The organism is Brachybacterium sp. GCM10030252 (assembly GCF_042666535.1).
Lineage (GTDB): Bacteria > Actinomycetota > Actinomycetes > Actinomycetales > Dermabacteraceae > Brachybacterium.
Genome location: NZ_JBHTDM010000034.1, coordinates 51,672 through 76,978 on the forward strand (window position 1 = coordinate 51,672; position 25,307 = coordinate 76,978).

Annotated in this window: 23 protein-coding genes; 11 read left to right on the top strand and 12 right to left on the bottom strand. The window is 69.9% G+C overall.

Annotated features, from left to right (window positions below):
* Positions 1–125: 125 nt before the first annotated feature.
* The gene (locus ACFQRJ_RS15200) at positions 126–860 is read right to left on the bottom strand and encodes a lysophospholipid acyltransferase family protein (RefSeq protein WP_377020061.1); all 735 of its coding nucleotides are present in this window, start codon (positions 858–860) and stop codon (positions 126–128) included.
* Positions 861–918: 58 nt separating this feature from the next.
* On the opposite strand from ACFQRJ_RS15200, the gene ACFQRJ_RS15205 reads away from it, so the two are divergent.
* On the top strand, positions 919–1,731 hold the full coding sequence (locus ACFQRJ_RS15205) for an alpha/beta hydrolase (RefSeq protein WP_377020062.1): 813 nt from the start codon (positions 919–921) through the stop codon (positions 1,729–1,731).
* Positions 1,728–2,330 (top strand): hypothetical protein, encoded by a 603-nt coding sequence (locus ACFQRJ_RS15210; protein ID WP_377020063.1) that lies wholly within the window; start codon positions 1,728–1,730, stop codon positions 2,328–2,330. The genes ACFQRJ_RS15205 and ACFQRJ_RS15210 overlap by 4 nt, the downstream gene beginning before the upstream one ends.
* A 24-nt stretch (positions 2,331–2,354) precedes the next feature.
* Here the strand turns inward: ACFQRJ_RS15210 and ACFQRJ_RS15215 are convergent, their stop codons facing one another.
* The gene (locus tag ACFQRJ_RS15215; protein ID WP_377020064.1) at positions 2,355–3,290 is read right to left on the bottom strand and encodes an ROK family glucokinase; all 936 of its coding nucleotides are present in this window, start codon (positions 3,288–3,290) and stop codon (positions 2,355–2,357) included.
* A gap of 214 nt (positions 3,291–3,504) precedes the next feature.
* Here ACFQRJ_RS15215 and ACFQRJ_RS15220 point away from each other — a divergent pair, with 214 nt between their 5' ends.
* From ACFQRJ_RS15220 to ACFQRJ_RS15230, 3 genes are read left to right on the top strand one after another with little or no spacing between them, the layout of a single operon-like run.
* On the top strand, positions 3,505–5,313 hold the full coding sequence (locus tag ACFQRJ_RS15220) for an AMP-dependent synthetase/ligase (protein WP_377020065.1): 1,809 nt from the start codon (positions 3,505–3,507) through the stop codon (positions 5,311–5,313).
* A 55-nt stretch (positions 5,314–5,368) separates the two neighbouring features.
* A complete protein-coding gene (locus tag ACFQRJ_RS15225; protein ID WP_377020066.1) occupies positions 5,369–7,039 on the top strand; it encodes a DEDD exonuclease domain-containing protein in 1,671 nt (556 codons plus the stop codon).
* A 50-nt stretch (positions 7,040–7,089) separates the two neighbouring features.
* Positions 7,090–7,371 carry an Lrp/AsnC family transcriptional regulator gene (locus tag ACFQRJ_RS15230; protein ID WP_377020067.1) on the top strand — a complete coding sequence of 94 codons (282 nt, stop codon included), beginning with the start codon at positions 7,090–7,092 and terminating at the stop codon, positions 7,369–7,371.
* Between the two features lie 10 nt (positions 7,372–7,381).
* Here the strand turns inward: ACFQRJ_RS15230 and trpD are convergent, their stop codons facing one another.
* Positions 7,382–8,464, bottom strand: coding sequence for an anthranilate phosphoribosyltransferase (gene trpD / locus ACFQRJ_RS15235; protein WP_377020068.1), 1,083 nt, complete (start codon positions 8,462–8,464; stop codon positions 7,382–7,384).
* 247 nt (positions 8,465–8,711) lie between these two features.
* Here trpD and ACFQRJ_RS15240 point away from each other — a divergent pair, with 247 nt between their 5' ends.
* From ACFQRJ_RS15240 to ACFQRJ_RS15255, 4 genes are all read left to right on the top strand, one after another.
* On the top strand, positions 8,712–9,443 hold the full coding sequence (locus tag ACFQRJ_RS15240; RefSeq protein ID WP_377020069.1) for a heme-copper oxidase subunit III: 732 nt from the start codon (positions 8,712–8,714) through the stop codon (positions 9,441–9,443).
* Between the two features lie 91 nt (positions 9,444–9,534).
* The gene (locus tag ACFQRJ_RS15245) at positions 9,535–10,335 is read left to right on the top strand and encodes a c-type cytochrome (protein WP_377020070.1); all 801 of its coding nucleotides are present in this window, start codon (positions 9,535–9,537) and stop codon (positions 10,333–10,335) included.
* Between the two features lie 8 nt (positions 10,336–10,343).
* A complete protein-coding gene (locus ACFQRJ_RS15250; protein WP_377020071.1) occupies positions 10,344–11,417 on the top strand; it encodes a Rieske 2Fe-2S domain-containing protein in 1,074 nt (357 codons plus the stop codon).
* 4 nt (positions 11,418–11,421) lie between these two features.
* The gene (locus ACFQRJ_RS15255; protein ID WP_377020072.1) at positions 11,422–13,107 is read left to right on the top strand and encodes a cytochrome bc complex cytochrome b subunit; all 1,686 of its coding nucleotides are present in this window, start codon (positions 11,422–11,424) and stop codon (positions 13,105–13,107) included.
* A 184-nt stretch (positions 13,108–13,291) separates the two neighbouring features.
* Here ACFQRJ_RS15255 and ACFQRJ_RS15260 read toward each other — a convergent pair whose 3' ends face one another.
* From ACFQRJ_RS15260 to ACFQRJ_RS15290, 7 genes are all read right to left on the bottom strand, one after another.
* On the bottom strand, positions 13,292–13,567 hold the full coding sequence (locus tag ACFQRJ_RS15260; protein ID WP_377020073.1) for a hypothetical protein: 276 nt from the start codon (positions 13,565–13,567) through the stop codon (positions 13,292–13,294).
* A 484-nt stretch (positions 13,568–14,051) separates the two neighbouring features.
* Complete coding sequence (locus tag ACFQRJ_RS15265) at positions 14,052–14,468, bottom strand: cytochrome c oxidase subunit 4 (protein WP_377020074.1); 417 nt, start codon at positions 14,466–14,468, stop codon at positions 14,052–14,054.
* A gap of 1 nt (position 14,469) precedes the next feature.
* Positions 14,470–16,125, bottom strand: coding sequence for a cytochrome c oxidase subunit I (gene ctaD / locus ACFQRJ_RS15270; RefSeq protein WP_377020127.1), 1,656 nt, complete (start codon positions 16,123–16,125; stop codon positions 14,470–14,472).
* A 56-nt stretch (positions 16,126–16,181) separates the two neighbouring features.
* Positions 16,182–17,099 carry a cytochrome c oxidase subunit II gene (gene coxB / locus ACFQRJ_RS15275; RefSeq protein ID WP_377020075.1) on the bottom strand — a complete coding sequence of 306 codons (918 nt, stop codon included), beginning with the start codon at positions 17,097–17,099 and terminating at the stop codon, positions 16,182–16,184.
* 375 nt (positions 17,100–17,474) lie between these two features.
* Positions 17,475–17,831: an iron-sulfur cluster insertion protein ErpA gene (erpA, locus tag ACFQRJ_RS15280; RefSeq protein ID WP_377020076.1), complete on the bottom strand. Its 357-nt coding sequence runs from the start codon at positions 17,829–17,831 to the stop codon at positions 17,475–17,477.
* Between the two features lie 193 nt (positions 17,832–18,024).
* Positions 18,025–18,309 carry a hypothetical protein gene (locus ACFQRJ_RS15285; protein ID WP_377020077.1) on the bottom strand — a complete coding sequence of 95 codons (285 nt, stop codon included), beginning with the start codon at positions 18,307–18,309 and terminating at the stop codon, positions 18,025–18,027.
* Positions 18,306–19,721 (bottom strand): dipeptidase, encoded by a 1,416-nt coding sequence (locus ACFQRJ_RS15290; protein WP_377020078.1) that lies wholly within the window; start codon positions 19,719–19,721, stop codon positions 18,306–18,308. Before ACFQRJ_RS15290 ends, ACFQRJ_RS15285 begins: the two co-directional genes overlap by 4 nt.
* Before the next feature lie 104 nt (positions 19,722–19,825).
* Here ACFQRJ_RS15290 and ACFQRJ_RS15295 point away from each other — a divergent pair, with 104 nt between their 5' ends.
* Positions 19,826–20,416 (top strand): DUF3043 domain-containing protein, encoded by a 591-nt coding sequence (locus ACFQRJ_RS15295; RefSeq protein ID WP_377020079.1) that lies wholly within the window; start codon positions 19,826–19,828, stop codon positions 20,414–20,416.
* Positions 20,417–20,611: 195 nt separating this feature from the next.
* Here the strand turns inward: ACFQRJ_RS15295 and aspS are convergent, their stop codons facing one another.
* Positions 20,612–22,408 carry an aspartate--tRNA ligase gene (aspS, locus tag ACFQRJ_RS15300; protein ID WP_377020080.1) on the bottom strand — a complete coding sequence of 599 codons (1,797 nt, stop codon included), beginning with the start codon at positions 22,406–22,408 and terminating at the stop codon, positions 20,612–20,614.
* Between the two features lie 308 nt (positions 22,409–22,716).
* Between aspS and ACFQRJ_RS15305 the strand changes: the two genes are divergently transcribed.
* Positions 22,717–24,690 carry a DEAD/DEAH box helicase gene (locus ACFQRJ_RS15305; protein ID WP_377020081.1) on the top strand — a complete coding sequence of 658 codons (1,974 nt, stop codon included), beginning with the start codon at positions 22,717–22,719 and terminating at the stop codon, positions 24,688–24,690.
* 204 nt (positions 24,691–24,894) lie between these two features.
* On the opposite strand, the gene trxA is transcribed toward ACFQRJ_RS15305, so the two are convergent.
* Complete coding sequence (gene trxA, locus ACFQRJ_RS15310; RefSeq protein ID WP_377020082.1) at positions 24,895–25,263, bottom strand: thioredoxin; 369 nt, start codon at positions 25,261–25,263, stop codon at positions 24,895–24,897.
* Positions 25,264–25,307: the final 44 nt, after the last annotated feature.

Genomic DNA, 25,307 nt, shown 5'->3' on the forward strand with positions numbered 1-25,307 from the left:
ACCCTGCCTGTGGGAGGCCGGCTCCGCGGCCGGAACCTCGCGAACCGGCCGAGCCCGACGGGGCCGGCGCCGGAGGCGTCCAGCAGTGCGGACGGCGACGGCGAGGGCGCGATCGCCGCCGTGTCTCACACCGCCGTATCGGGTTCCTCGCCACCCAGGGGCTGTCCCGCCGCGGCCTTCATGCGCTTCTTGACCTCAGCGGCGTACTCACCGCTGCGCTCCTGGCCCGAGAGCTCGTGGATCCGGTCCATGACCGCGTCCGTCACGGCCCTGAGCACCTTCGATTCCTCGGCGCCGTCGAGATCCGCGACGATCTCGCGCACATCCAGCGGCTCTCCGATCACGGCGTGCACCCGGGGCCTCCGGCGCGGGAAGTACTTCCGGCCGCGCTGCGCCTCGAACGCGCCCAGCATCGCCACGGGGACCACCGGAGCCCCCGTGGCGAGCGCGAACCGGGCAACGCCCGTCTTGCCCCGGTGGAGACGCCCATGAGGGCTGCGACTGCCCTCGGGGAAAATGCCGAGGACCTTGCCCGCCGCCAGCACATCGAGGCCGGCATCGATGGCCGAGCGTGCGGCGCTGCCCCCGGTGCGGTCCACCGGCATCACGTGCAGGCCGCGCATCACCGAGGCCACGACCCGGTTCAGCGGGGAGCGACCGGCGAAGATGTCCGACTTGCCCAGGAAATGCACACTGCGGCGCACCTGCCCCGGCAGGAAGACCGTGTCGGAGTAGGCCAGGTGGTTGGAGGCGAGGATGACCGGGCCCTCGTCCGGGATGTTCTCGGTGCCGCTGACCGTAGGACGCCAGATCACGCGCACCACGGCCATCACGAGCGGTTTGGCGACCTCGTACAGCACGACGAACTCCTGGGGACGAGGGGATGAAGCATGCGGGCGCGGGTGCGACGATGTACCCATGGCGTTCAGCGAACTGTCCCGCCCCTGGCGCGCGCGAGGTCACTCTAACCCGCGCGGCGGGCTGCTCCTGTGCCACGGCTTCACCGGGACCCCGCAGTCGCTGCGTCCGTGGGCCGAGGATCACGCCGCGCGGGGCTGGGCCGTCGACCTTCCTCTGCTGCCCGGTCACGGGACCTCGTGGCAGGACCTCGCGGGACGGTCCTGGCGGGACTGGTACGGCCACGTGCGCGAGGCCGCGCTGACGCTGTCTCACCAGCACGGCCCGATCGCGGTCGGCGGGCTGTCGATGGGGGGCGCGCTCGCCCTCGCCCTGGCCGAGGATCCGATGCTGCGCGGGCGCCTGGCAGCCGTGGTCGCGGTCAATCCCGGCATCGCCCTGCCTGCGACCGCGGCGGCTGCGGGACTGATCTCCCCGGTGGTGCGCACCCTTCCCGGGATCGGATCCGACATCGCCCGGGAGGGCGGGGCCGAGGAGGCCTACGACCGGATGCCGGTGCGCGCCGTCGCCGAGGTGCGGCGACTGTTCGCGCGCACCCGGCGCGAGCTGGATGCAGTCGAGATCCCGCTGCTGCTGGCCACCTCCCCCGCGGACCGGACCGTCCCGGCCGCCGACAGCGATCTCATCGCCGCGCGGGTCAGCGGGTCCGTCCAGCGACTGGCGACGACACGCAGCCGTCATCTGGTCCCGCTGGATCTGGACGCCGACCTGCTGTTCGAGACCTCGGCGCGCTTCCTGGACGCCCATGTGCCCCGGCCTCTCGACGGCGCCCGGCCGGCCGGCGGTCCGCAGCTCGCCGGAGGCCCGCGATGACCGCCGACCGTCCGAACGCGCATGATCCGCGCGATGTCGACGCCGAGTTCGCGCGCATGCTCGAGAGCGAGGGCATGATGCTCAACCCCGGCGAGGCTCCCCACGAGCCGGCGGCCGAGGACCACGGCCCCCCACCACGGGACCCGGACGAGGACGGGGACGCGCCCGCAGACCAGGACCCCGGCACGGGCGGTCCGGACGAGGACGACCTGTGGTCCTTCAGCGCCGACTCCCCGTCCGAACCGCCCAGTGCGGAATCGCGCGCCCGCTCCCGGGCCGCACATCCTTCGGCCGGGCCGCCCGACGTGGCCGACGGCGTGCGCGGCACCGCCGGTCCGCGCGAGCTCGATGACGACGAGGTGCTCTACGGCGACTTCGAGCCGCCGGACCCCGATCTGCCGGAGCCGTCCTCCGGTGCGCTGTGGTCGTGGACCGCGCTGATCGGTGGATTCGTGCTGATGCTCGTGGTCACCGCGAGCGCGACGCTGCCGGACTTCCTCGCCTGGCTGGGAGGGCTCGCGGCCATCGGTGGCCTGGTGTCCCTGCTCCTGCGGGTACCCCGCAGCAGGGACGGCGACGATGACGGAGCCGAGGTCTGAGGGCTGGGGCCCACGGCAGAGCCGTCAGCGAGCCAGGTCGGCGGCCCCGACGATCCCGGCGCGGTTCCCCATCTTCGCGAGCACGAACGGCGCCAGGTCCCGGTGCGTCCGGGCGGTGAGGTTCGCGGCGTAGGCGCGGCGGGCGGGATCCAGCAGCAGGTCGCCGGCCGCCGCGACGCCGCCGCCGACCACGATCACCTCGGGGTCCAGCAGCGCCGAGATCGACGCCATACCCGTCCCGAGCCAGGTACCGATCTCCGCGATCAGCTCCTGCGCCCCCGGATCGCCCTGCTGGGCGAGGCGAGTGATCAGCGGACCGTCGATCTCCTTGCGTGCCCCGCCGGCAGCCTGCACCAGCGGGCCCAGCAGCGGGTCGCCCGCCGAGGCCCTCCGCTTCGCGGTGCGCACCAGAGCGGTGCCCGCCGTGTACTGCTCCAGGCAGCCCTTGCGGCCGCAGCCGCACCATTGCCCGTCGGGCACGGCGGTCATGTGGGCGACCTCGCCCGCGAAGCCCCCGCTGCCCCGCAGCAGCCGGCCGTCCAGGACGATCGCGCCACCGAGGCCGGTCCCCACGGTCACCATCAGCATGTGCGCCGCCTCGGTGGCCGCCCCGAAGCGGTACTCGGCCCATCCGGCGACGTTCGCGTCGTTCTCCACCACCACGGGAAGGCCCGTCAGTCGCTCCAGCTCGTCGGCGAGCGCGCGGTGACGCCACGCGAGGTTGGCCGCGAACTTCACGGTGCGACGGTCGGCGCCCACGAACCCGGCGGCCCCCACGCCGACCCCGACCACGTCGTGGTCGGCCCGCAGCTCGGCGACGGCATCGGCGACGCCCGCCTCTATCAGCTCCGGCTCCGTGGCCGGCGTGCTGCGCGTGGTCGTGGCGACGATGGCGCCGTCCTCGTCGACCACGCCGGCGGCGATCTTGGTGCCGCCGATGTCCACTCCGATGGAGAGCATGCTGCTCCTTCTGCGTCGATACCCCGTATGTCCGGCCCTGTACGCGCTCTCGCCCGTGCGCAGGCATGCTCGCTGATCGGCCAGCCGGCCCGTCAGCCTGCTGTCGTACATCGTAGATCGGCCTGCCGTAAGATCGTGGTCACCCCACCAGCGCTTCCGGGCAGGCGGCCGGTACGCCGGGCACGAGCGCCCGGCCCGGATCGAAGGAGATTCGATGAAGCAGTACACCACTGCCCCACAGCATGAGAGCCGGCCCGACGAGAACACCACCGATCTCCTCCTCGGGCGACTGCGCTCGAACCCCTCCGTGCCGATCTTCGAGCACGCGAACCCCGACGGCGGCTACACCCCGATGGCCACCGCCGACTTCATCGAGGACGTCAAGCAGGTCGCCAAGGGACTGATCGCCGGTGGGGTCGAGACCGGTGATGTGGTCGCGATCCTCTCCCGCACCCGCTACGAGTGGACGCTCGCCGATTGGGCCGTGTGGTGGACCGGAGCGGTCAGCGTGCCGATCTACGAGACCTCCTCCCCCAGCCAGATCCAATGGATCGCCTCCGACTCCGGGGCGCGCTACGCCCTGGTCGAGGCGACGAGGCACGCGGAGGACGTGGAATCGGTGCGCGGCGAACTGCCCGCGCTGGAACGCATCGGCGTCATCGAGGACGGCATCCTGGACGAGCTCAAGCAGCGCGGCCGCGATGTCAGCGACGAGGAGCTCGAAGCCCGGCGCACCTCGCGCGGCCTGGCGGACGTGGCGACCATCATCTACACCTCGGGCACCACCGGCCGCCCCAAGGGCGCCGAGCTCACCCACGCCAACTTCGTGGACACCACCCGCAGCGCCCTGAACCTGCTGGGCACGCACGTGCTGCCCCCGGGGTCGCGGATGCTGATGTTCCTGCCGATGGCGCACGTGTTCGCACGGCTCATCTCGGTCCTGGCCGCATCCTGGCCGATCACCACCGCCTTCACCCCGGACACCAAGAACCTGCTGCCGGATCTCGCCGCCTTCAGACCCACCTTCCTGCTCGCCGTGCCGCGAGTGTTCGAGAAGGTCTACAACGGCGCGGAGGCCAAGGCGATCGCCGGCGGCCGCGGCAAGATCTTCAGCGCCGCGGCCGAGACCGCGATCGCCTACTCCCGGGCACAGTCGAGCGGAAAGGTGCCCCTGCCCCTCAGGCTCCGGCACGCCGTGTTCGACAAGCTGGTCTTCGGGAAGCTGCGTGAGGCCATGGGCGGCCAGGTCACCTGGGCCGTCTCCGGCGGTGCGCCGCTGGGCGCCCGCCTGGCCCACTTCTTCCGCGGTATCGGCGTGACCATCCTCGAGGGCTACGGCCTGACCGAGACCACCGCCCCGATCTGCGTGAACCTGCCCTGGGCGGTCAAGCCGGGCACCGTGGGCCCGCCGCTTCCGGGATCCACGGTCGCCATCGATGACGACGGCGAGATCCTCGTCAAGGGCGTCATGGTCTTCAAGGGCTACCACAACAACCCCGAGGCCACCGCCGAGGCCCTCCGCGACGGCTGGTTCCGCACCGGGGACATCGGCTCGCTGGGCGAGGACGGCACGCTGACCATCACCGGCCGCAGCAAGGAGGTCATCGTCACCGCGGGCGGCAAGAACATCTCGCCCGCCCAGCTCGAGGATCAGCTGCGGGCGCATCCGCTGATCAGCCAGTGCGTCGTGATCGGCGATCAGCGGCCGTTCGTCGCCGCCATCCTGACGCTGGACGCCGAGATGCTCCCGACCTGGCTGAAGAACAACGGGATGGAGGAGATGACGATCGCGCAGGCGGCCCAGGACCCGGCCGTGCGCGCCGAGCTGCAGACGGCCGTCGACAAGGCCAATCAGTCCGTCTCCCGCGCCGAGTCGATCCGCGCGTTCGAGGTCATCGAGACGGATTTCACGGAGGAGAACGGCTATCTCACGCCCTCGATGAAGCTCAAGCGCAACGTCGTCGTCCAGGACCTCTCCGAGGTCATCGAGCGCATCTACTCCGGGTCCAAGCCGGTGTCCTGAGCGCCGGGACCATCGGGCACCTCCGATGGTCAGGGCCGCGTCGTAGTCTGCGGCCATGTCCGCGCGCCGCCAGCTGAGCTTCGATGATCTCGGCACCCCGCTGGTGGACGCCACCCTCGTCGTCGTCGACCTCGAGACCACCGGCACCGACCCGAGGGCCGACGCCATCACCGAGATCGGGGCGGTCAAGGTGCGCGGCGGGGAGGTGCTCGGCGAGTTCCGCACCTTCGTCGATCCGGAGCGCCCGATCCCGGCGTACATCGCCTCCCTGACGGGGATCTCGGACGCCTCGGTGGCCGGTGCCCCGTCGATCCGCACAGTGCTGCCGATGTTCCTGGACTTCGTCGGCGACGCCGCCCTGGTGGCGCACAACGCACGGTTCGACATCTCGTTCCTGACCGCCCAGGCCGCCCGCTGCGACATCGGGTGGCCGCGGCCGCTGGTGCTGGACACCCTGGCTCTGGCGCGGACGGTCTTCCGGCGCGACGAGGTGCGCGACCACAAGCTCTCCACCCTGGCGGCGCACGTCGGAGCGAGCATCACCCCTGACCACCGGGCGCTCTCGGATGCCCGGGCCACGGTGGACGTCCTGCACGCGATCATCGACCGGCTGGGACCGCGCGGCGCCGCCACCCTCGAGGACCTCTCCTCCGCGCATCGCCGCGCCACACCGGTGCAGCTGCGCAAGAAGCACCTGGCCGAGACGGTTCCTTCGGTTCCCGGCGTGTACCAGTTCCTCGATGCCCACGGAGGCGTGCTGTACGTGGGCACCTCCCGGAATCTGCGCTCCCGGGTGCGCACGTACTTCACGGCGGCCGAGACCCGGCGCAAGGTGCTGGACATGCTGCCGCGCGCCGAGTCGGTCGACGTGCTGGAGTGCACCACGCCGACCGAGGCCGCGGTGCGCGAGCTGCGGATCATCGCGGCGAAGAAGCCGCCGACGAACCGGCATGGGCTCTCCCCCGAGAAGGCGGTGTGGCTCCGTCTCGGCTCGGGCTCCGAGGGGCTGCGCGCGGCACGGATCGCGCGCCCGGAGGCCGACGGCTCCGCCCAGATCGGCCCGCTGTCCTCCCGGCACGACGTCGAGCCCCTGCGCGGGCTGCTCACCGACGCGATCCTGGGCCGCGGGGCGGCGTTCGAGCAGGCCTCCGGGCGCGGTGCCCGCGCTGAGGCCGGGCACCGGGATCGCATCCGCCGGGCGATGCTCGCCGACCCCCGCGAGGTCCTCGACCATGTCGCCGCCCGCATGCGAGGCCACGTCTCGGCCGGTCGCTACGAGGACGCCGAGAAGCTGCGGCGCCTGGCGGGGATGTACCTCGCGGCCGCGCGTCGCGCCTCCCGGCTGCGGGCGATCTGCGAGGTGCCGCTGCTGATCGCCGCCCGGCCCAGCAAGGAGGGCGTGATCGGCGGGCGCGGATGGGAGCTGCTGGCGGTGAGGCACGGCCGTTTCGCCGGCACGGCTCTGGTGCCCGCCCACGCCGACCCCTTGGCGGTCGCGCGCTCCCTGGCCGTGACCGGCACCGGGGAGGCGGAGCTCGCCGCCCCGCTGTGCCAGGGCTACCACCAGGAGGCGGAGATCCTGCTCAGCTGGCTCGACGGCGAGGGCGTGCGCACGGTGCTGATGGAGGGCGAGTGGCATGTGCCCGCGAGGGCTCGCTTCGACGCCGAGCTGCTCGCGGAGCGCTTCGCCCGGACGACCGCACTCGCGGCGCCGATCGCGGATTAGGCTCGGAGCACACGTCCCGGCGCGCCCTGCGCCCCGTCCGAGGAGAAGCCATGATCACCGCCATCGTCTCGATCGTCGTCGAGTCCGCCCGCATCCCCGAGGTCGCCGAGGCCGTCGTCGATCTCGACGGCGTCGAGCAGGTGTACTCGGTCACCGGCGACGTCGACCTGATCGCCGTCGTGCGGGTGCGCCGTCACGAGGATCTCGCGGACGTCATCGCGGGGCATCTCGGGAAGGTCCAGGGCATCCTCGACACCACGACGAACATCGCCTTCAAGACCTACTCCACGCGTGATCTGGACGCCGCGTTCGACCTCGGCATCGAGGGCTGAGCCGACGGCCTCAGCCGTCCTCGGCGGCAGCTTCCCGCGAGGCGATAGCCCAACGCCGGACCAGCTCCGCAGGACGCCCCGAGTCCAACGCGTCCCGGGCCTCCGCGAACGCGGCTGCGAACCGCTCCTCGAACCCGTCGGCCGCCGCCTGATCGATCCCGTCGAAGGCGAGCACGCCGGCCGCCGCGTTCAGCAGCACCGCGTCACGGATCGGCCCCATCCGCCCGTCGCGGGCCCCGGCGAAGAGCTCCCGAGTCACCTCCGCGTTCTCCTCGGCGGTGCCGCCGCGCAGCGCGTCGTGGCCGCTGCGCGGGATACCCAGCAGGAGCTCCGGGTCCAGCGAGTGCTCACGGACCTCGCCGCCTCGCACCTCCCAGACGTCGGAGGCAGCGGTGACGGTGAGCTCGTCCAGCCCGTCCTGGCCACGGAAGACCAGGGCGCTGGTGCCGCGAGCGGCGAACACGCCGGCGACGGTCGGCGCGATCGTGGCGTCGGCCACGCCCACCGCACTCGCCCGGGGCCGGCCGGGATTGGTGATGGGACCCAGGATGTTCATCACGGTGGGGATGCCCAGCCCCTTGCGGGCCTCCGCAGCGAACCGCATCGACGGGTGGAAGACCTGCGCGAACAGGAATGTCATCCCGATCTCCTCGACCAGATCCTCGACCACGGGGACGGGCAGGTCGAGGCGCACGCCGAGCGCCTCGAGCACGTCGGCCGAGCCGGATCTCGAGCTCGAGGCCCGGTTTCCGTGCTTGACCACCGCGCGGCCCGTCGAGGCGATGACCATGGAGGCCATGGTGGAGATGTTCACGGTATGAGCCAGATCCCCGCCGGTACCGACGATGTCGACAGCGCGCGACGGGGCGCGCACCGGCCGCGCATGCGAGACCATCGCATCCGCCAGAGCTGCGAGCTCCCCACTGGTGACGCCCTTGGCCTGCAGCGACACCAGGAACCCGGCGAGCTGGACCGGCGTCGTGTTTCCGGACATGACCTCGTCCATCGCCCACGACGCCTCGCCGGCCTCGAGCTCTTCACCACGCACGAGGCGCGACGTGATCCGGGGCCAGGTCGGGATGTTCTCGTTCATGCCCCGATCATGGCACTTCGGGACGCCCGGCCGTCGCGAGGATCACGGATCGGATCACGGAGCGATCACGACCCCGCATGCGGCGATCACCTGCACCGATCCCGCGAGCCGGACGGAGCGTGTCCCCGTTCGTGACAGGCCGTCAGGAGGGATATGCTGACGTCGTCCGCCCCGGGGCGCTGCCCCGCGGTGTGGTCGGGCGTCGTGACCCGGCACGCCGAATCTGACGACACGACATAATGGTGACGTGACTACTGCGACCCTGCCTGAGCGCTCCGCCGCCGCTGCCCCAGCGGTAGGCCGCCCGAACCCGACGCAGATCGGCACGATCGTCTGGCTCGCCAGCGAACTGATGTTCTTCGGCGGGCTGTTCGCCATGTTCTTCACGTTGCGCTCGATGGCGCCGGAGACGTTCGCCGACGGCGAGGCGAACTTCACTCACGGCTTCGCCATGGTGAACACCATCATCCTGGTCGCCAGCTCGTTCACCTGCCAGATGGGCGTGTTCCTGGCCGAGGGCCAGTTCCCCTGGGGCAAGCCCTTCGCCCCGCGCAAGGCCCGCACCGGCTCGATCTTCAACGTCGCCGGGTGGGGCATGATCGAGTGGTACACGCTGACCTTCGTCATGGGCGCGGTCTTCGTCTCCGGGCAGGCCTACGAGTACACCGAGCTCATCCACGAGGGCGTGACGCTCTCGTCCTCCCCGTTCGGCTCGATCTTCTACCTCGCCACGGGCTTCCACGGCATCCACGTCGTCGGCGGCCTGATCGCCTTCCTGATGGTGATGATGCGGTCCTTCATGGCGGAGTCCTTCACCCAGCACGAGCAGGTCTCCGCGATCTGCATCTCGTACTACTGGCACTTCGTCGATGTGGTCTGGGTGGGCCTGTTCTTCGTGGTCTACCTGCTGGATCCGATCATGACCGGCACCAGCCCGGGCCACGCCGTGCCCGTCGACTTCGACTGGAGCATCTTCTGATCCCCGCGCCCGCACAGGCTCCCCCGCCTGGTGCGCGCCGCAGCTCCCCTCCCGCCCCTGCTCGTCCCCTCCACGAATCGAGGTCCGAACCGTGAAGGCACTCGCCGCACGACGTCATCATCCGATGGCGCTACTCGTGATCCTGCTGCTCGCCCTCGTCGCGACCGGCGGGCTGTACGCCGCGTTCCAGCCGCAGACAGCCCAGGCGGAGACCTACACGCAGGACGACGTCGACGCCGGGGAAGCGCTGTTCCTGGCCAACTGCGCCACCTGCCACGGTCGCAGCGGGCAGGGCCTGACCGACTCCGACGGCAGCACCCTGGGCCCGTCGCTGATCGGGGTGGGTGCCGCGGCCGTCGACTTCCAGGTCGGCACCGGTCGCATGCCCATGCAGAACTCGGGCGCACAGGCGCAGCGCAAGCCCCCGCAGATGAACGAGGAGCAGACCCGTCAGCTGGCGGCCTACGTCGCCTCCCTCGGCCCCGGCCCCGCAGTGCCCGACGAGGAGTACCTCGACACCTCCCAGGGTGATGCCACCCAGGGCGGAGAGATCTTCCGCATCAACTGCGCCATGTGCCACAACGCGGCCGGCGCCGGCGGTGCGCTCACGCGCGGCAAGTACGCCCCGGAGCTCGAGGGCGTCGAGCCCAAGCACATCTACGAGGCCATGGACACCGGGCCGCAGAACATGCCCGTGTTCAACGAGACGAGCCTGACCCCCGAGGACAAGCGCGACGTGATCACCTACCTCGAATCCCTCGAGGAGACCGGGTCACCCGGTGGCATCTCCCTGGGCTCACTGGGGCCCGTGACCGAAGGCCTGTACGCCTGGACGATCATCCTCTCCCTGCTCCTGTCGGTCGCCGTCTGGCTGGGGGCGAAGGCGAAGTGAATGCGAGCATGAATCACGACCACGACGGGGCCTCCCCCGACTCCCACGCCCGCGGAGCCAGCGCTGTCGCTCCGAAGGAGGGCGGAGGATTCCCGAACCCGGGCCTGCCGCCGCACGTCCATCGACAGGCCGACGAGTCCCCCGCCGCCGCCAAGCGCGCCGAGCGTCTCGTCGCCGGGATGTTCCTGCTGTCCGTGCTGGGCACCGCGATCTTCATCGCCGCGTATTTCGTGGTGACCCCGACCGGCACGAACCTCTTCGCCGCGCAGGCGAGCCCGGAGGCGCTGTGGTGGTCGAACCTGATCACCGGGCTCGGCCTCGCGATCGCCGTGTTCTTCATCGGCGCCGCGGCTGTGCACTGGGCCAAGACCCTGATGCCCGATGAGGAGATGGTCGAGGAGCGCCACGCGATCCGCGGATCCGAGGAGACCCGCGAGGTCGCCGCCGGAATCATCACCGACGGGCTGAACGAATCCGGCATCGGGCGTCGCCCGGTCATCGTCACCGCCATGGTCGCCGCCATGGCCGCTCTGCCGGTCGCGGTCCTCGCTCCGCTGTCCACCCTCGGCCCGCTGCCGGGGAACAAGCTCCACCACACCTTCTGGGGCGAGCACCCGGGCCAGCGCCTGGCCCGTGACCACGACGGCACGCCGATCCGGCTGGCCGACGTCGCGATGAACTCGATCTTCCACGTCATGCCTGAGGGCCTGACGGAGGAGACGCCCGATTTCCTCGAGGAGCGCGCGAAGGCGGCCGCCGTCATCGTGCGCATCGACCCGAAGCTCGCCCAGAACGAGGAGAGCATGAAGAACGGGGTCGAGGGCATCCTGGCCTTCTCGAAGATCTGCACCCACGTGGGCTGCCCCGTCGCGCTGTACGAGCAGCAGACGCACCACATGCTGTGCCCGTGCCATCAGTCCACCTTCGACGTCACCGACGGCGCCAAGGTGATCTTCGGCCCCGCGCACCGCCCGCTGCCCCAGCTCCCGATCGAGGTCGACGACGAGGGCTACCTGGTGGCCAGCGGCGACTTCCCCGAGCCGATCGGTCCCAGCTTCTGGGACATCCACAAGGACAAGTGATCACGTGACGACCACGACTCCCACTCCCCAGAAGCAGACCTCCGACTTCGATCCCGACGGCCGTGCGTACAAGCTCGGCGCGATCGGTGCGGACTGGCTCGACCAGCGCGTCGCCGGGGGCGGCTTCGTCCGCTTCATCGCGCGCAAGATCTTCCCGGACCACTGGTCGTTCATGTTCGGCGAGGTGGCGCTGTACAGCTTCGTCATCCTGCTGATCTCGGGAACGTTCCTGACCATGTTCTTCGACCCCTCCATGGAGGAGGTCACGTACGCCGGTCCGTACGAGGCGCTGCAGGGCGCGCACATGTCCCGCGCGTTCGAGTCGACCATGGAGATCTCGTTCGAGGTCCGCGGGGGCCTGCTGTTCCGCCAGATGCACCACTGGGCTGCACTGGTGTTCATGGTCGCGATCTTCGTGCACATGTTCCGCGTGTTCTTCACCGGTGCCTTCCGCAAGCCCCGCGAGCTGAACTGGGTCGTCGGGTTCCTGCTGATGGTCCTCGGCATGGCCGCCGGCTTCTCCGGCTACTCCCTGCCGGACGACGTGCTCTCGGGCAACGGTCTGCGCGTGGTCGATGGGCTCATGAAGGGCATCCCTGTCATCGGCACGTATCTCTCGATGCTGCTGTTCGGCGGAGAGTTCCCCGGAACCGACATCATCCCGCGCCTGTTCACGATCCACATCCTGCTCATCCCGGCGATGATCCTGGGACTGATCGCGATCCATATGGTGCTGCTGGTGCTGCACAAGCACACCCAGTACCCCGGGCCCGGCCGCACCGAGCGCAATGTCGTCGGGTTCCCGGTGTTCCCGGTCTACGCCGCGAAGGCCGGCGGCTTCTTCTTCCTGGTCTTCGGCATCATCACGCTGATCTCGGCCACCACCGCCATCAACGCCATCTGGGTCTATGGGCCGTACGACCCCTCCCCCGTCTCCGCGGGTTCCCAGCCCGACTGGTACATGCTGTGGACCGACGGCGGCCTGCGCCTGATCCCCGGGTGGGAGTTCACGATCTTCGGGTACGCGGTGTCGCTGAACATCCTTATCCCGATGGTGGTCTACGGGCTGCTGCTGGCCGTTCTGATGCTGTACCCCTTCATCGAGAACTGGGTCACCGGCGATGACCGCGAGCACCATCTCAATGACCTCCCGTACAACGCGCCGGTGCGCACGGGGCTCGGAGTCGCGTGGATCAGCGTCTATCTGATCCTGGCGCTGGCGGCGACGAACGACCTCATCGCCTTCGCACTGCAACTGTCGATCAACGACCTCACCTGGGCGTTCCGGATCGCCATCTTCGTCGCGCCCTTCCTGTGCTTTTTCATCACCAAGAGGCTGTGCCTCTCGCTCCAGAGACAGAAGCGTGAGCTGGCTCTGCACGGCCGCGAGACCTCTCGGGTGGTGCGTACCGAGGGCGGCGAGATGCTGGAGATCCACGAGCCGCTCAGCGAGTACGACCGCTGGGTCCTCGTCCAGCACGACGACTATCGGCCGCTCAAGGCCGGCAAGGGCGTCTCCTCGCTCCGGGCCAAGGCGACGAGCTTCTTCTTCAAGGATCAGATCGAGCCGGTCACCCCGGCCGAGCTGCGTGAGGCTCTCGAGCACTCGCACCATGAGAAGCACAAGATCGACGAGGCCACCGGCGGCGACTACCGCACGCCGGCAGAGAAGCAGCATCACGCAGGATGATCCGCTGACGCCTCGCTGAGCATCATGAAGGGCCCCGGGAACGTTTCCCGGGGCCCTTCATGATGCTGCCGGCAGGTGCCGGCACAGCTATATGGTCCGGTGGGCGGAGAGCCCCTTCAGAGGGCTCGGCCGCCGCGCACACCGCGGGCACTTCGCCGAGGACCGGGTCACTAGCCGCCGGGTCCTACTCGAGGATCGGGTTGCGTGGAGCCGCGCGACGGTTCCCCCGGCCGGAGGTGGCGTTGACGAGATAGCGAGCACCGGTCAGGCTGAGCCGCCGCTCCGCGCGGCACAAGGACCGCATCGCCCGGAACTGCTGGGCCGACGGGTCGATACCGTCCTTGGCGAGCACCTCCGATGCCCAGGCGACCGCTCGCTCGAGGGCACCCTCGTCCGCGAAGATGCCGCGGACTTCGCGCTCGGCGCGGCCGACAAGATCTGCTCCATCGCCGATCATCATGAACGCCTCCTGGTCCGTCGTCGGTGCCGGTGCTCGGGCGCTGAGCTCGGTGCAACGGCTCGTGCCGACACGCTAGCACCCGCGGCGTCTCACGCCCCAGGAGCCGGGGCGGTCCATACAGCTCAATACCGCTGTCCATTGCGCTACACCTTTTTAGTGCTGGTCATCGGTACTGCGTGGGTTGTCCGCCTGCGAAGCCAGAACCGGTCGCTCCCCCTGCCTCCGCTTACGGAGCGTCCCGAGGGCGGCGGTGCGGCCCGCGGGGCGCGGGAGGACTCATGGGCCTCGCGGGTGCCGTGGAGGCCGTGGGGCCCGGGGATTCCGGGAGGTGTGGGGGTCTCGCGCCGCAGCCGGCTACGAGAGCTCAGCGATCGCGACATTGCATGCTGAAGGCCCCGCATCGAACGGATCGATGCGGGGCCTTCGCGGCACCCTTCCCCGGTCAGGGCGAAGGGCGATGTCTCGGCGGGAGGGTCGGAAGACCTCAGTGCGCGTGCTGGCCCACGGAGTATTCCAGCACCCAGCTCAGCACACCGTAGATGCCGAAGAGGACGCCGAAGGCGAAGATCCACCAGCCGGCGGCCACGCCGAGGAAGCACAGGCCCCCGCCGATCGCGGCCCACAGCGGCGCCCAGCTGTACGGCGAGAAGCTGCCCTGGACGCCGGGCTCCTCGGCCACCTCACCATCCAGGTCGTCCGAGGCTCCGAGGCTGTGCTTGCGCCCGGTCAGGGACGCGAACATCGCGATCATGAAGGAGAGCCCGGCCGCGGCCAGCAGGGCGGGGAACCCGGCGGTCTCGACACCCCATCGCTGGAAGGCACCCGTCAGGAAGCCGTAGGCGATGGCGGAGAGCAGGATGAAGACACCCAGGATCCAGAAGATTTGTGCTACGGCTCGCATGTCAGTTCGTCCTCGGGTTCTCGGCGGGCTCCTGGTCCGTCATGTGGTCCTGGATTCCGACCTCCGGATGATGGAGATCGAAGGCCGGACGCTCGGACCGGATGCGGGGCAGGGACTCGAAGTTGTGCCGGGGCGGCGGGCAGGACGTCGCCCATTCCAGCGATGCCCCGTAGCCCCACGGGTCATCGACCAGGATCTTCTCGTCACGGATGCGGGTGAGGACCACGTTCAGCAGGAAGGGCAGCGTCGAGATGCCCATGATGAAGGCACCGACCGTGGAGACCTGGTTCAGCCAGCCGAAGTTGTCCTCGGCCAGGTAGTTCACGTACCGCCGGGGAGCGCCCTCGACGCCCAGCCAGTGCTGGACCAGGAACGTGAGGTGGAAGCCGATGGTGATGAGCCAGAAGTGGATCTTGCCCAGTCCCTCATCGAGCTTGTAGCCCGTCATCTTCGGCCACCAGAAGTAGAACCCGGCGAACATCTCGAACACCACGGTCCCGGCCATCACGTAGTGGAAGTGAGCGACCACGAAGTACGTGTCGGAGAGGTGGAAGTCCAGGACCGGCGAGGACAGGATGATGCCCGTCAGGCCGCCGAAGATGAAGGTGGTGAGGAACCCGAGGGTGAACAGCATCGGGGTCTCGAAGGTGAGCGATCCCCTCCACATCGTGCCGATCCAGTTGAAGAACTTCACGCCCGTCGGCACGGCGATCAGCATCGTCATGAAGGCGAAGAAGTCCAGCATCACCGCGCCGGTGGTGTACATGTGGTGCGCCCACACGGTGACCGAGAGAGCGGCGATGGCGATCGTGGCGCCCACCAGGGTCTTGTACCCGAAGATCGGCTTGCGCGAGAACGCCGGGATGATCTCGGAGGCGATACCGAAGAAGGGCAGCGCGAGCACGTAGACCTCGGGGTGGCCGAAGAACCAGAACAGGTGCTGCCAGAGGATCGGGCCGCCGTTCGCGGCGTCGAAGATCTGCGCATCGAAACGGCGATCCGCGCCCAGAGCCAGCAGTGCCGAAGCCAGCGGCGGGAAGGCCATCAGCACCAGAACCGCGGTGATCAGCGTGTTCCAGGTGAAGATCGGCATCCGGAACATCGTCATGCCGGGCATGCGCATGCACAGGATCGTGGTGATGAAGTTGACCGAGCCGAGAATCGTCCCGAAGCCCTGCAAGGCCAGGCCGAAGACCCAGAGATCACCACCCAGGCCGGGGGTGAACGTGGTGTCCGACAGCGGTGCGTAGGCGAACCAGCCGAAGGACGCCGCGCCCTGCGGGGTGAGGAAGCCGGCGACGACGATGAGCGAGCCGAACAGCGTGACCCAGAAGGCGAACATGTTCAGGCGCGGGAACGCCATGTCCACCGCACCGATCTGCAGCGGCATCAGATAGTTGGCGAAGCCGTTGAACAGCGGCGTGCCGAACATCAGCAGCATGAGCGTGCCGTGCATGGTGAACAGCTGGTTGTACTGGTCCTTGGAGACCACCACCTGCAGACCGGGCTCCCACAGCTCGGTACGCATCATCAGCGCGAGGATGCCCGCGAATCCGAAGAAGGCGAAGCCCATTCCGAGGTACATCATGCCGATCAGCTTGTGATCGGTCGTGGTCAGCAGATTGAACATCCGCTTGCCGAGGCTGGTGGAACCCACCGGCTCGAACCGCTCCGGAGCAGTCGTCTGCGGGCTGCTCACCGGGGTCTGCGCGCTCACTGCTCGGCCTCCTGGTCTTCACGCGGTGCGGGATAGATGTCGTCGTTCTCGTCCCGCATGCTCCATTCCTTCTGATTGCGGTTCAGGTCCACGCCCAGCTCCCCGGTGTTGCCCTGCTCGCGCAGTTCCTGCATGTGAGCGTCGTACTCCTCCTGGGAGACGACCTTCACGTTGAAGAGCATGTCGGAGTGGTACTCGCCGCACAGCTCCGCGCATTTGCCGAAGTAGGTGCCCTCGCGCGTCGGCGTCACCTGGAAGACGTTGGTGAAGCCGGGCAGCGTGTCCTTCTTGTACAGGAAGTCGACGACCCAGAAGGAGTGCGCGACATCGCGCGAGTCCAGACGGAACTCCACGGTGCGATCGACCGGCAGGTACAGCACGGGCAGCGTCTCGGCCGCGCCCAGCTCACCGGTGGCGAAGGACTGCACGCCGGCGGGCTCGTGCACGTCCTCCTCGAGGTAGCTGAAGTCCCAGCTCCACTGCTTGGCCACGACGTGGACGGTGACGTCCGGGTTCTCCTCGAGGTGCTCGATCTCCCGGATGTCCCGGGAGGTGAAGTAGAAGAACGTGAGCACCATGACCACCGGGAGCAGGGTGAACATCATCTCCAGCGGCACGTGGTAGCGCAGCTGGATCGGGTAGCCCGTCTCGTTCTTGCGACGACGGTAGGCGATGGCGCACCAGATGGTCAGACCCCACACGATGAGGCCGACGGCCACCAGCACGACCCAGGAACCGACCCACAGGTCCGTGATCCGGCCGGTCTGGTTGGTGACCTCGCCGTCGGAGTAGCCGGGCAAGAAGCCGCGCAGCTGCTCGTCCGTGCAGCCGGAGAGGACCAGGGTGGCCAGGGCGAGGCCTGCCGCGGCCACGCGGCGTCCGCGCCGTGAGCGCTGGGGGACCTGGGGGATCACAGGGAATGACCTTCCGCTCGTCGTCTCCGTGTCTCGGGGGCCGGTCCGCGCGATGCGCGAGCCAGGTTCCGGACTGCGGAGCTGGTACTGGTGTGGGCGGGGACCTGCCCACGGTGCCGCGCCCGCTCCGGAGAGCGGGCAGTGCCGCGCTCAGGCCCGGCACATAACGGCACGTCGTCATCATACGGCTTTCGCGGGGTGCGTTGCTCACCGGCACGCGCCGTCGGCGGGCCGTCATCGCCCTGTGATGCGCAGACGGCCGTGCTGAGACCAAAAACGGGCCCGACCAGGTGACGAGATCGTCACCGGGCCGGGCCCGATCATGCTGTGCGCCGAGCGCCGCGACCCCCTGCTGAGGGTGGTCGCGAGAGCGGATCAGCCGAAGGAGTCGCCGCACGCGCAAGAGCTCTGCGCGTTGGGGTTGTCGATCGTGAAGCCCTGCTTCTCGATCGTGTCGGCGAAGTCGATCACCGCACCGGTGAGGTACGGGGAGCTCATCTTGTCGACGATGACCTCCACGCCCTCGAAGTCGGCGACCAGGTCGTCGTCCATCAGGCGCTCGTCGAAGTAGAGCTGGTAGATCAGGCCGGAGCAGCCTCCGGGCTGCACGGCGATACGCAGGCGCAGGTCGTCGCGGCCCTCCTGCTCCAGCAGGGTCGAGACCTTCTCCGCCGCACCGGACGTGAGGGTGACGCCGTGCGTCGCGGCGGGGCGCTCGGTGGTCGTGGTCATGAGGTCCTCCTCGATGCTCGTGTGGTCCCAGGGTACGCCTCGCCGGCGCGGAAGGGGACCGCCCGCTGCGGGCGATCCCGCTCACCCCGCGTGTCGCCGGTGGACTCGCGGCATCCGCCTCCCCGCGAGACCGACGTGCCCGTGTCCTCGGGACGCCGTGACCCGCTGCGCGAGAAGCCGTCCGAGCACGCCGTCACAGCACCCCGCGGAAGACGGCCAGCAGAAGCAGGATCACGTAGCCGACCGCGACGCCGCCGATCGCGGAGGCGGCCGCCTCGCGGCTGTGACCGGCCAGCACCATCCACAGCGCGCCCAGGGCGACGGCGAGGACGGCGAGGATGCCCCACCACAGGAAGAAGTATCCCGCGAAGAAGCCGATCATCAGCCCCGCGAACAGCAGCGGGATGGCCAGTGGCGAGACGGTGGTCCGGCCCTGGCCCGGCTGCTGCTGCTGGGGTCGGCGGTCGGAGCCGTTCATGCGTCGTCGCCGCGGAGGGAGCCGGCGCCGCGCAGCAGCAGCGCTTCGGCGAGGCACACCCGGGCGAACTCGTCCAGGTGCAGGGACTCGTCGATGCCATGGGCTCGCGATTCGGGATCCTCGACACCGGTGACCAGGACGTCGGCCTGCGGGAACACCTCGAGGAGGTCGGCGATGAACGGGATGGAGCCGCCGAGTCCGGTGTCCACCGCCTCCGTCCCCCAGGCGTCCGCGAGCGCGCCGCGGGCAAGCCTCATCGCCGGAGAGTCCTGGCGGGCGCTGTACGGCTTGCCCGTCTCACCGCGATGGACCGTGACCTCGGCCGTGGCCGGGGTATGCCGCTCCAGGTGCGAGACCAGTGCCTCCATCGCCGAATCCGGGTCCTCGCCCGGGGGGATGCGCAGGGACAGCTTCGCGCGGGAGACCGGGACCAGCGTGTTCGAGGCCTCCCGGACAGGGGGCGCGTCGATTCCGATGACGGAGAGCGCGGGGCGGGTCCAGAGCCGTGCACTGAGCGGACCTGTGCCCGCGAGCTCCAGGCCCTGCGGGACGCCGGCGTCACGACGATAATCCGCCTCGTCCGTCTCGACCACGGGGTCCGGCCCTCGTACGAGTCCGTCGACGGCGACCTCGCCGTTCTCGTCGTGCAGGGTCGCCAGGAGCCTCGAGAGCTGGGTGAGGGAGTCCAGGACGGGTCCTCCGAACAGGCCGGAGTGCACTGCATGCTCGAGCGTGCGCACCTCCACGACCACATCCACCAGGCCGCGCAGGCTGGTGGTCAGCGCTGGGGTGCCCACGGCCCAGTTGGCCGAGTCGGCGACGATGATGACGTCGGCCGCGAGCGCCTCACGGTGCGCTTCGATGAACGGGCGGAAGGTCGGGGATCCCGCCTCCTCCTCGCCCTCGACGAAGACGGTGACCCCGATGCCATCGGCCGCCAGCTCCTCCCCCACCAGCCGCAGTGCCGTCACATGGGCCATCACGCCGGCCTTGTCGTCGGCGGCGCCGCGGCCGTAGAGCCGGCGCCCCCGCTGGACCGGCTCGAACGGCGGGCTGCTCCAGTCGGCGGGATCGCCGGTGGGCTGGACATCGTGGTGGGCGTACAGCAGCACGGTCGGGCGTCCCTCGGCCGCCGGGGTGCGGCCGATGACTGCGGGAGCCCCGTCGGCGACCGATTCGATCGTGACGTCGGCCATCCCGGCGCCCCTGAGCAGCTCGGCGACCGCTTCCGCGCTGCGCCGCACCGGTTCCCGGTCGTATCCGTCGAAGGCGACCGACGGGATGCGCACCAGGGCCTCGAGGTCCGCGATCGCCGCCGGCAGCAGTGGCTCGAGCCGCTCACGCAGCGCGTCGACCGACGTGGCATCGCCGGTCACGGCAGGGTTCTGGGAAGGTTCGTTCGAGCTCGTCATGCTCGCCACGGTACCGCTGACACGGGTCGAGCCGCGGCGGCCGGGCCGGGCCCCTGCGCGGCGCGCACCGGGTAATCCCAGGTGGGTTCGCCTAGAATGCCCCGGTGATATTCCGCAAGTCCGAGACTCCCGAGCCCCCCGAACCGGTGCAGACCACCCGCCCCGGATCGAAGGGGCGGCCCACCCGTACCCGCAAAGAGGCCGAAGCCGCCCGCCGGCGTCCGCTCGTGGTCGATGACCGCAAGGAAGCCCGTCGGCGCGATCGGGAGCGCGCCCGGGTGCAGCGCGCGGAAGCGCAGCAGGCGCTGATGACGGGCGATGAGAAGAAGATGCCGCTCCAGCATCGCGGCCCCGAGCGCCGCCTGGTGCGGGACCTCGTCGACTCGCGCCGCAATATCGCCGAGTACTTCTTCCCCGTCGCACTGATCTTCATGCTGGTCGCGCTGATCATGCCCTTGATCCGACCGGATCTGTACATGCTGATGAGCACGGGGATGATCGTCGTGCTGTGGGGCGGCATCGCTCTGTGCGTGATCGATTCGTTCATGCTGCGCCGCCGTCTGCGCCGACGCCTGTCCGAGGAGTACGGCGAGGTCGGCAGTGGACTGGTGGGCTACGGCATCATGCGAGCGATCCAGATCCGTCGCTTCCGGCTCCCCCGCGCTCAGGTCAAGCACGGCGAGTCGCCTCGCTGAGATCGGCGCGACTGCACGGCACGGCGCGGCACGGCCACGAGGTCGTCTCCGCAGCTGAGAGGCCGGCCCGCTCCCGGTACAGCACCCCTCCTCACAGACTGAACGGCCCGTGCTCGATGCACGGGCCGTTCAGTCTGTGAGGGAGTCCTGTCCTTCGGACGGCCTGTCCTCACGGGCGGCTGGTCCTGCGGACGTTCAGCTGTCGCCGGGCTCCGCGGTCGCGGCCTTCTCGCTGCGCGAGGCGGGCTTGGTGTCCACACCGGCCTCCTTGCGCTGCTGCGCCGTGATGGGAGCGGGGGCGGCGGTCAGCGGGTCGTAGCCGTTGCCGGTCTTGGGGAAGGCGATAACCTCGCGGATGGACTCCTCGCCCGCGAGCAGGGCGACGATGCGGTCCCAGCCGAAGGCGATGCCGCCGTGCGGCGGCGCGCCGAACTGGAAGGCGTCCAGCAGGAAGCCGAACTTCTCGCGCGCGTCCTCCTCGCCGATGCCCATGACCTCGAACACGCGCTCCTGCACGGACTGGTCGTGGATTCGGATGGAGCCGCCGCCGATCTCGTTGCCGTTGCACACGATGTCGTAGGCGTAGGCCAGGGCAGAGCCCGGATCGGTGTCGAAGGTGTCCAGGAACTCGGGCTTGGGCGAGGTGAAGGCGTGGTGCACGGCCGTCCACGACCCTCCACCGACGGTCGCGTCACCGGCCGCGCGGGCGTCCGCGGCGGGCTCGAACATCGGCGCGTCCACGACCCACACGAACGAGAACGCGTCGTGGTCGATCAGGTCCAGGCGCTCGGCGATCTCCTGGCGTGCGGCGCCGAGCAGTGCGCGCGCGGACTTCGGCTCGCCGGCGGCGAAGAAGATGCAGTCCCCGGTGCTCGCCCCGGTGGCCTCCAGCAGGCCCTCCTTCTCCGTCTCGGAGATGTTCTTGGAGACGGGCCCGGTCAGGGCGCCGTCCTCCTGGACCAGGACGTAGGCCAGTCCCTTGTGGCCGCGCTGCTTGGCCCACTCCTGCCAGGCGTCGAGCTGCCGGCGCGGCTGGGACGCGCCTCCGGCCATGACCACGGCGCCGACGTACGGGGCCTGGAAGACCCGGAAGGGAGTCTCGGCGAAGTACTCGGTCATCTCGACCAGTTCGAGGTCGAAACGCAGATCGGGCTTGTCGGACCCGTAACGGCTCATCGACTCGGCGTAGGTGATGCGCGGGAACGGCGCGGAGATCTCGTGCCCACCCGTCCTCCACACCGCGGTGAGGATCTCCTCGGCCAGGGCGATCACGTCCTCCTGGTCGACGAAGCTCATCTCGACGTCGAGCTGGGTGAACTCGGGCTGGCGGTCCGCACGGAAGTCCTCGTCGCGGTAGCAGCGAGCGAGCTGGAAGTACTTCTCCACGCCGCCGACCATCAGCAGCTGCTTGAACAGCTGCGGCGACTGCGGCAGCGCATACCAGGAGCCGGGCGCGAGCCGTGCCGGGACCAGGAAGTCGCGGGCTCCCTCGGGAGTCGAGCGCGTCAGCGTCGGCGTCTCCACCTCGAGGAAGTCCTGGCCCAGAAGCGTCTCGCGCGCGGCGCGGTTGACGTCGGAGCGCAGACGCAGCGTCCGGGCCGGTCCCTGCCGGCGCAGATCGAGGTAGCGGTAGCGCAGGCGCGTCTCCTCACCGACCTCGGAGTGCTCATCGAGCTGGAAGGGAAGCGGCGCCGAGGAGCTGAGCACCTCGACCTCGGAGGCGGTCACCTCGATGTCGCCCGTGGGCAGCTGCGGGTTCTCGTTGCCCTCGGGACGGCGATCGACCGTCCCGACGACCTTGAGCACGTACTCGACGCGCAGATGCATCGCCTCGTCCTCGCGGACGACGACCTGGGCGACACCGCTGGCATCGCGCAGATCCAGGAACGTCACGCCGCCGTGATCGCGACGGCGGCCGATCCAGCCGGTGAGGGTGACGGTCTGTCCGATGTGCTCCGAGCGGAGTTCGCCGGCGGAGTGGGTGCGCAGCACGAGGTGTCCTTCACGATGGGTTCGACGGGGTCCGCACGCCTGGGGGCGTGGACTCACCAGCGTACCGCGCAGGGTGAGCGATCTCGCCCATGGCCCCCTGTCGGTCCGAGCCCGGCGCCCGTAGACTGAACGTTGTCCGACCTGCGGTATTGCGGGTCCATCCCGCCCGCCTTCGCACGAGCCTCGAGCGCGCTTCGCACGAGCCTCGCCCAGTGATCTGTCAGGGCACCCAGCCCTGCCATCTGTCAGGGATCCCACGCCCTGCGATCTGTGAGGGCACCATCTTCACCCCACCGCCGAAGGATGCAATGACTGACGCCGCCCCTGCCCCTGATCCTGCCGAGTCCACCGAAGCCGCCGTCTCCTCCGAAACCGGCCTCCCCGCAGACTCCGCGGTCACCGCCGCCCAGGATTCCGACACTTCCGTCCCCACCGCAGAGGCGGCCGCCCCGGCTGCTCCCGCCGAGTCGGCCGAGCCGGCCGAGCCCAGCTTCGACGACATCGACCTGCCCGGCCCGCTGCGCCGCGCGGTCGACGACCTCGGCTTCACCAGCCCGTCAGCCATCCAGTCGCGCGCCATCCCGCCGCTGCTGGAGGGCCGCGACATCATCGGCGTCGCCCAGACCGGTACCGGCAAGACCGCGGCCTTCGGCCTCCCGCTGCTGGCCGCGATCGATCCCGAGCTGCGCGAGGTCCAGGGCCTCGTGCTCGCTCCCACCCGTGAGCTGGCCATGCAGGTCGCCGACGCGATCTCCTCCTTCGCCACCGCCATCGGCGGTCTGGACGTGGTCGCCGTCTACGGTGGCTCGCCCTACAGCCCTCAGGAGCGCGCTCTGCGCCGCGGTGCGCAGGTCGTCGTCGGCACCCCCGGCCGCGTCATGGACCACATGCGGCGCAACACGCTGCGGTTGGAGACCATCCGTTTCGCCGTGCTGGACGAGGCCGACGAGATGCTGCGCATGGGCTTCGCGGAGGACGTCGAGGAGATCCTCTCCCACTCCCCCGCCAGCCGGCAGCTCGCCCTGTTCTCGGCGACCATGCCGTCGGCCATCCAGCGCGTCGCCCAGAACCACATGAAGGACCCGGTCCGCGTCAGCGTGAGCCCGCAGTCCTCCACGGTCAAGAGCGTTCGTCAGACCTACGCCGTGGTCCCGTTCAAGCACCGCACCGGCGCCCTGGCCAGGGTGCTCGCGACCTCCGACGCCGAAGCGGCCATCGTCTTCGTGCGCACCCGCGCCGCCGCGGAGGAGGTGGGCACGGCCCTCGTCTCGCGAGGGGTGATCGCCGCCTCCATCAGCGGTGACGTGCCCCAGAAGGAGCGCGAGAAGATCGTCGAGCGGCTGCGCGAGGGCTCCCTGCAGGTCCTGGTCGCGACCGACGTCGCCGCCCGCGGCCTGGATGTCGAGCGCATCGGCCTGGTCGTCAACTTCGACGTCCCGCGCGAGCCGGAGGCCTACGTCCACCGCATCGGCCGCACCGGCCGTGCGGGTCGTTCCGGCGAGGCTCTGACCCTGATCGGTCCCCATGAGCGTCGCGCGCTGAAGAACATCGAGCGCGCCACCAAGCAGACCCTCGAGGAAGCCGTGATCCCGTCGCCGCGCGACGTGTCCCGTCACCGCCTGGCCTCGCTGCTGACCAAGGTGCCCGAGCGCATCGAGCGCGGACGGCTCGCGCTGTACCGCGAGCTCATCGGCGACTACGTCGCCGAGAACGACATCGACCCGCTGGAGCTCGCGGCCGTGCTGGGCGCCATGACCGTCGGCGACGACGGGCCCGGAGCCACCACGGAGGACGAGGAGTTCACCTCCGCGACGCTCTCCGGCGGTGACGACCGTTCCCGCGGTGACCGCGGCGACCGCGGACCCCGTGGTGAGGGCGGTGCCCACACCGAGAAGGGATACACCTCCTACCGGATCGGCGTGGGCCACACCCACGGCGCCCGGCCGCCGGCCATCGTCGGCGCCATCACCGGCGAGGGCGGCCTCAATGGCAAGGACGTCGGCAAGATCCAGATCTTCGGCACGTTCGCCCTGGTGCAGATCCGCGGTTCGCTGGACGATGCGCAGATGGCCCGCATCAGCAAGGCCCGCGTCGGCGGACGATCCCTGCGGATCGCCCCGGACAACGGCCCCCGCTCCTCCAAGGGCGGCCACGGCGGCGATCGGGGCGGACGTCACGACAACGCCGGCCCGCGGCGCCGCCACGACGACCGCCCGCGGCGCGACGACGCCGGTCGACACGACGCGAAGCGCACGAGCTACCGCCGCCCCACGGACGGCTGATCGACCGGCCTCGCCCCTGCGAGAAGGCCCCGCCTCCGAGTGATCGGAGACGGGGCCTTCTGCGGTTGCGGGGTCTGCGGTGAGCGATGCCTGGGAACGTCCCAGCTGTGTCGGCCGGTCAGCTGTGCCGACCAGCCGGCTCACGGCCGGCGGGTGCCGACGGCGATACGTGTGCCGTCGGCCCGCAGCCGCACCTCATGGCGATCAGCTCTGCTGTTCCTGGGCCTCCGCATAGGCCTTGCGGACCTCGTCCATGTCCAGGTTCTTGACCTGGCCGATGAGGTCCTCCAGAGCGGACTGCGGCAGGGCGCCGGCCTGCGAGAACACCGGGATGCCCTCGCGGTAGGCGACCAGGGTCGGGATCGAGGTGACGCCGTAGCGCATGGCCAGCTGCTGCTGGTCCTCGGTATCGACCTTCGTGAACGTGACGTCCTCATGCTTCTCCGAGGACTCCTCGAAGATGGGGGCGAAACGCTGGCACGGCACGCACCAGCCCGCCCAGAAGTCGATCAGGACGATGCCGTCCTCGACGGTCTTGTCGTGGTTCTCTTCGGTCAGCGTGACGGTAGCCATGCTCGGGCAACGCCTCGGGAGCGCCGATCATTCCCGAGACGGCG

Coding starts and splice junctions, on each gene's coding strand:
- erpA (WP_377020076.1), bottom strand. CDS start 17,831: ATGACCACGACCACCGAGCGCCCCGCCGCGACGCACGGCGTCACCCTC.
- trxA (WP_377020082.1), bottom strand. CDS start 25,263: ATGGCTACCGTCACGCTGACCGAAGAGAACCACGACAAGACCGTCGAG.
- ACFQRJ_RS15210 (WP_377020063.1), top strand. CDS start 1,728: ATGACCGCCGACCGTCCGAACGCGCATGATCCGCGCGATGTCGACGCC.
- trpD (WP_377020068.1), bottom strand. CDS start 8,464: ATGAACGAGAACATCCCGACCTGGCCCCGGATCACGTCGCGCCTCGTG.
- ACFQRJ_RS15305 (WP_377020081.1), top strand. CDS start 22,717: ATGACTGACGCCGCCCCTGCCCCTGATCCTGCCGAGTCCACCGAAGCC.
- ACFQRJ_RS15265 (WP_377020074.1), bottom strand. CDS start 14,468: ATGCGAGCCGTAGCACAAATCTTCTGGATCCTGGGTGTCTTCATCCTG.
- ACFQRJ_RS15220 (WP_377020065.1), top strand. CDS start 3,505: ATGAAGCAGTACACCACTGCCCCACAGCATGAGAGCCGGCCCGACGAG.
- ACFQRJ_RS15230 (WP_377020067.1), top strand. CDS start 7,090: ATGATCACCGCCATCGTCTCGATCGTCGTCGAGTCCGCCCGCATCCCC.
- ACFQRJ_RS15225 (WP_377020066.1), top strand. CDS start 5,369: ATGTCCGCGCGCCGCCAGCTGAGCTTCGATGATCTCGGCACCCCGCTG.
- ACFQRJ_RS15260 (WP_377020073.1), bottom strand. CDS start 13,567: ATGATGATCGGCGATGGAGCAGATCTTGTCGGCCGCGCCGAGCGCGAA.
- ACFQRJ_RS15285 (WP_377020077.1), bottom strand. CDS start 18,309: ATGAACGGCTCCGACCGCCGACCCCAGCAGCAGCAGCCGGGCCAGGGC.
- ACFQRJ_RS15250 (WP_377020071.1), top strand. CDS start 10,344: ATGAATCACGACCACGACGGGGCCTCCCCCGACTCCCACGCCCGCGGA.
- ACFQRJ_RS15215 (WP_377020064.1), bottom strand. CDS start 3,290: ATGCTCTCCATCGGAGTGGACATCGGCGGCACCAAGATCGCCGCCGGC.
- ACFQRJ_RS15290 (WP_377020078.1), bottom strand. CDS start 19,721: ATGACGAGCTCGAACGAACCTTCCCAGAACCCTGCCGTGACCGGCGAT.
- ACFQRJ_RS15205 (WP_377020062.1), top strand. CDS start 919: ATGGCGTTCAGCGAACTGTCCCGCCCCTGGCGCGCGCGAGGTCACTCT.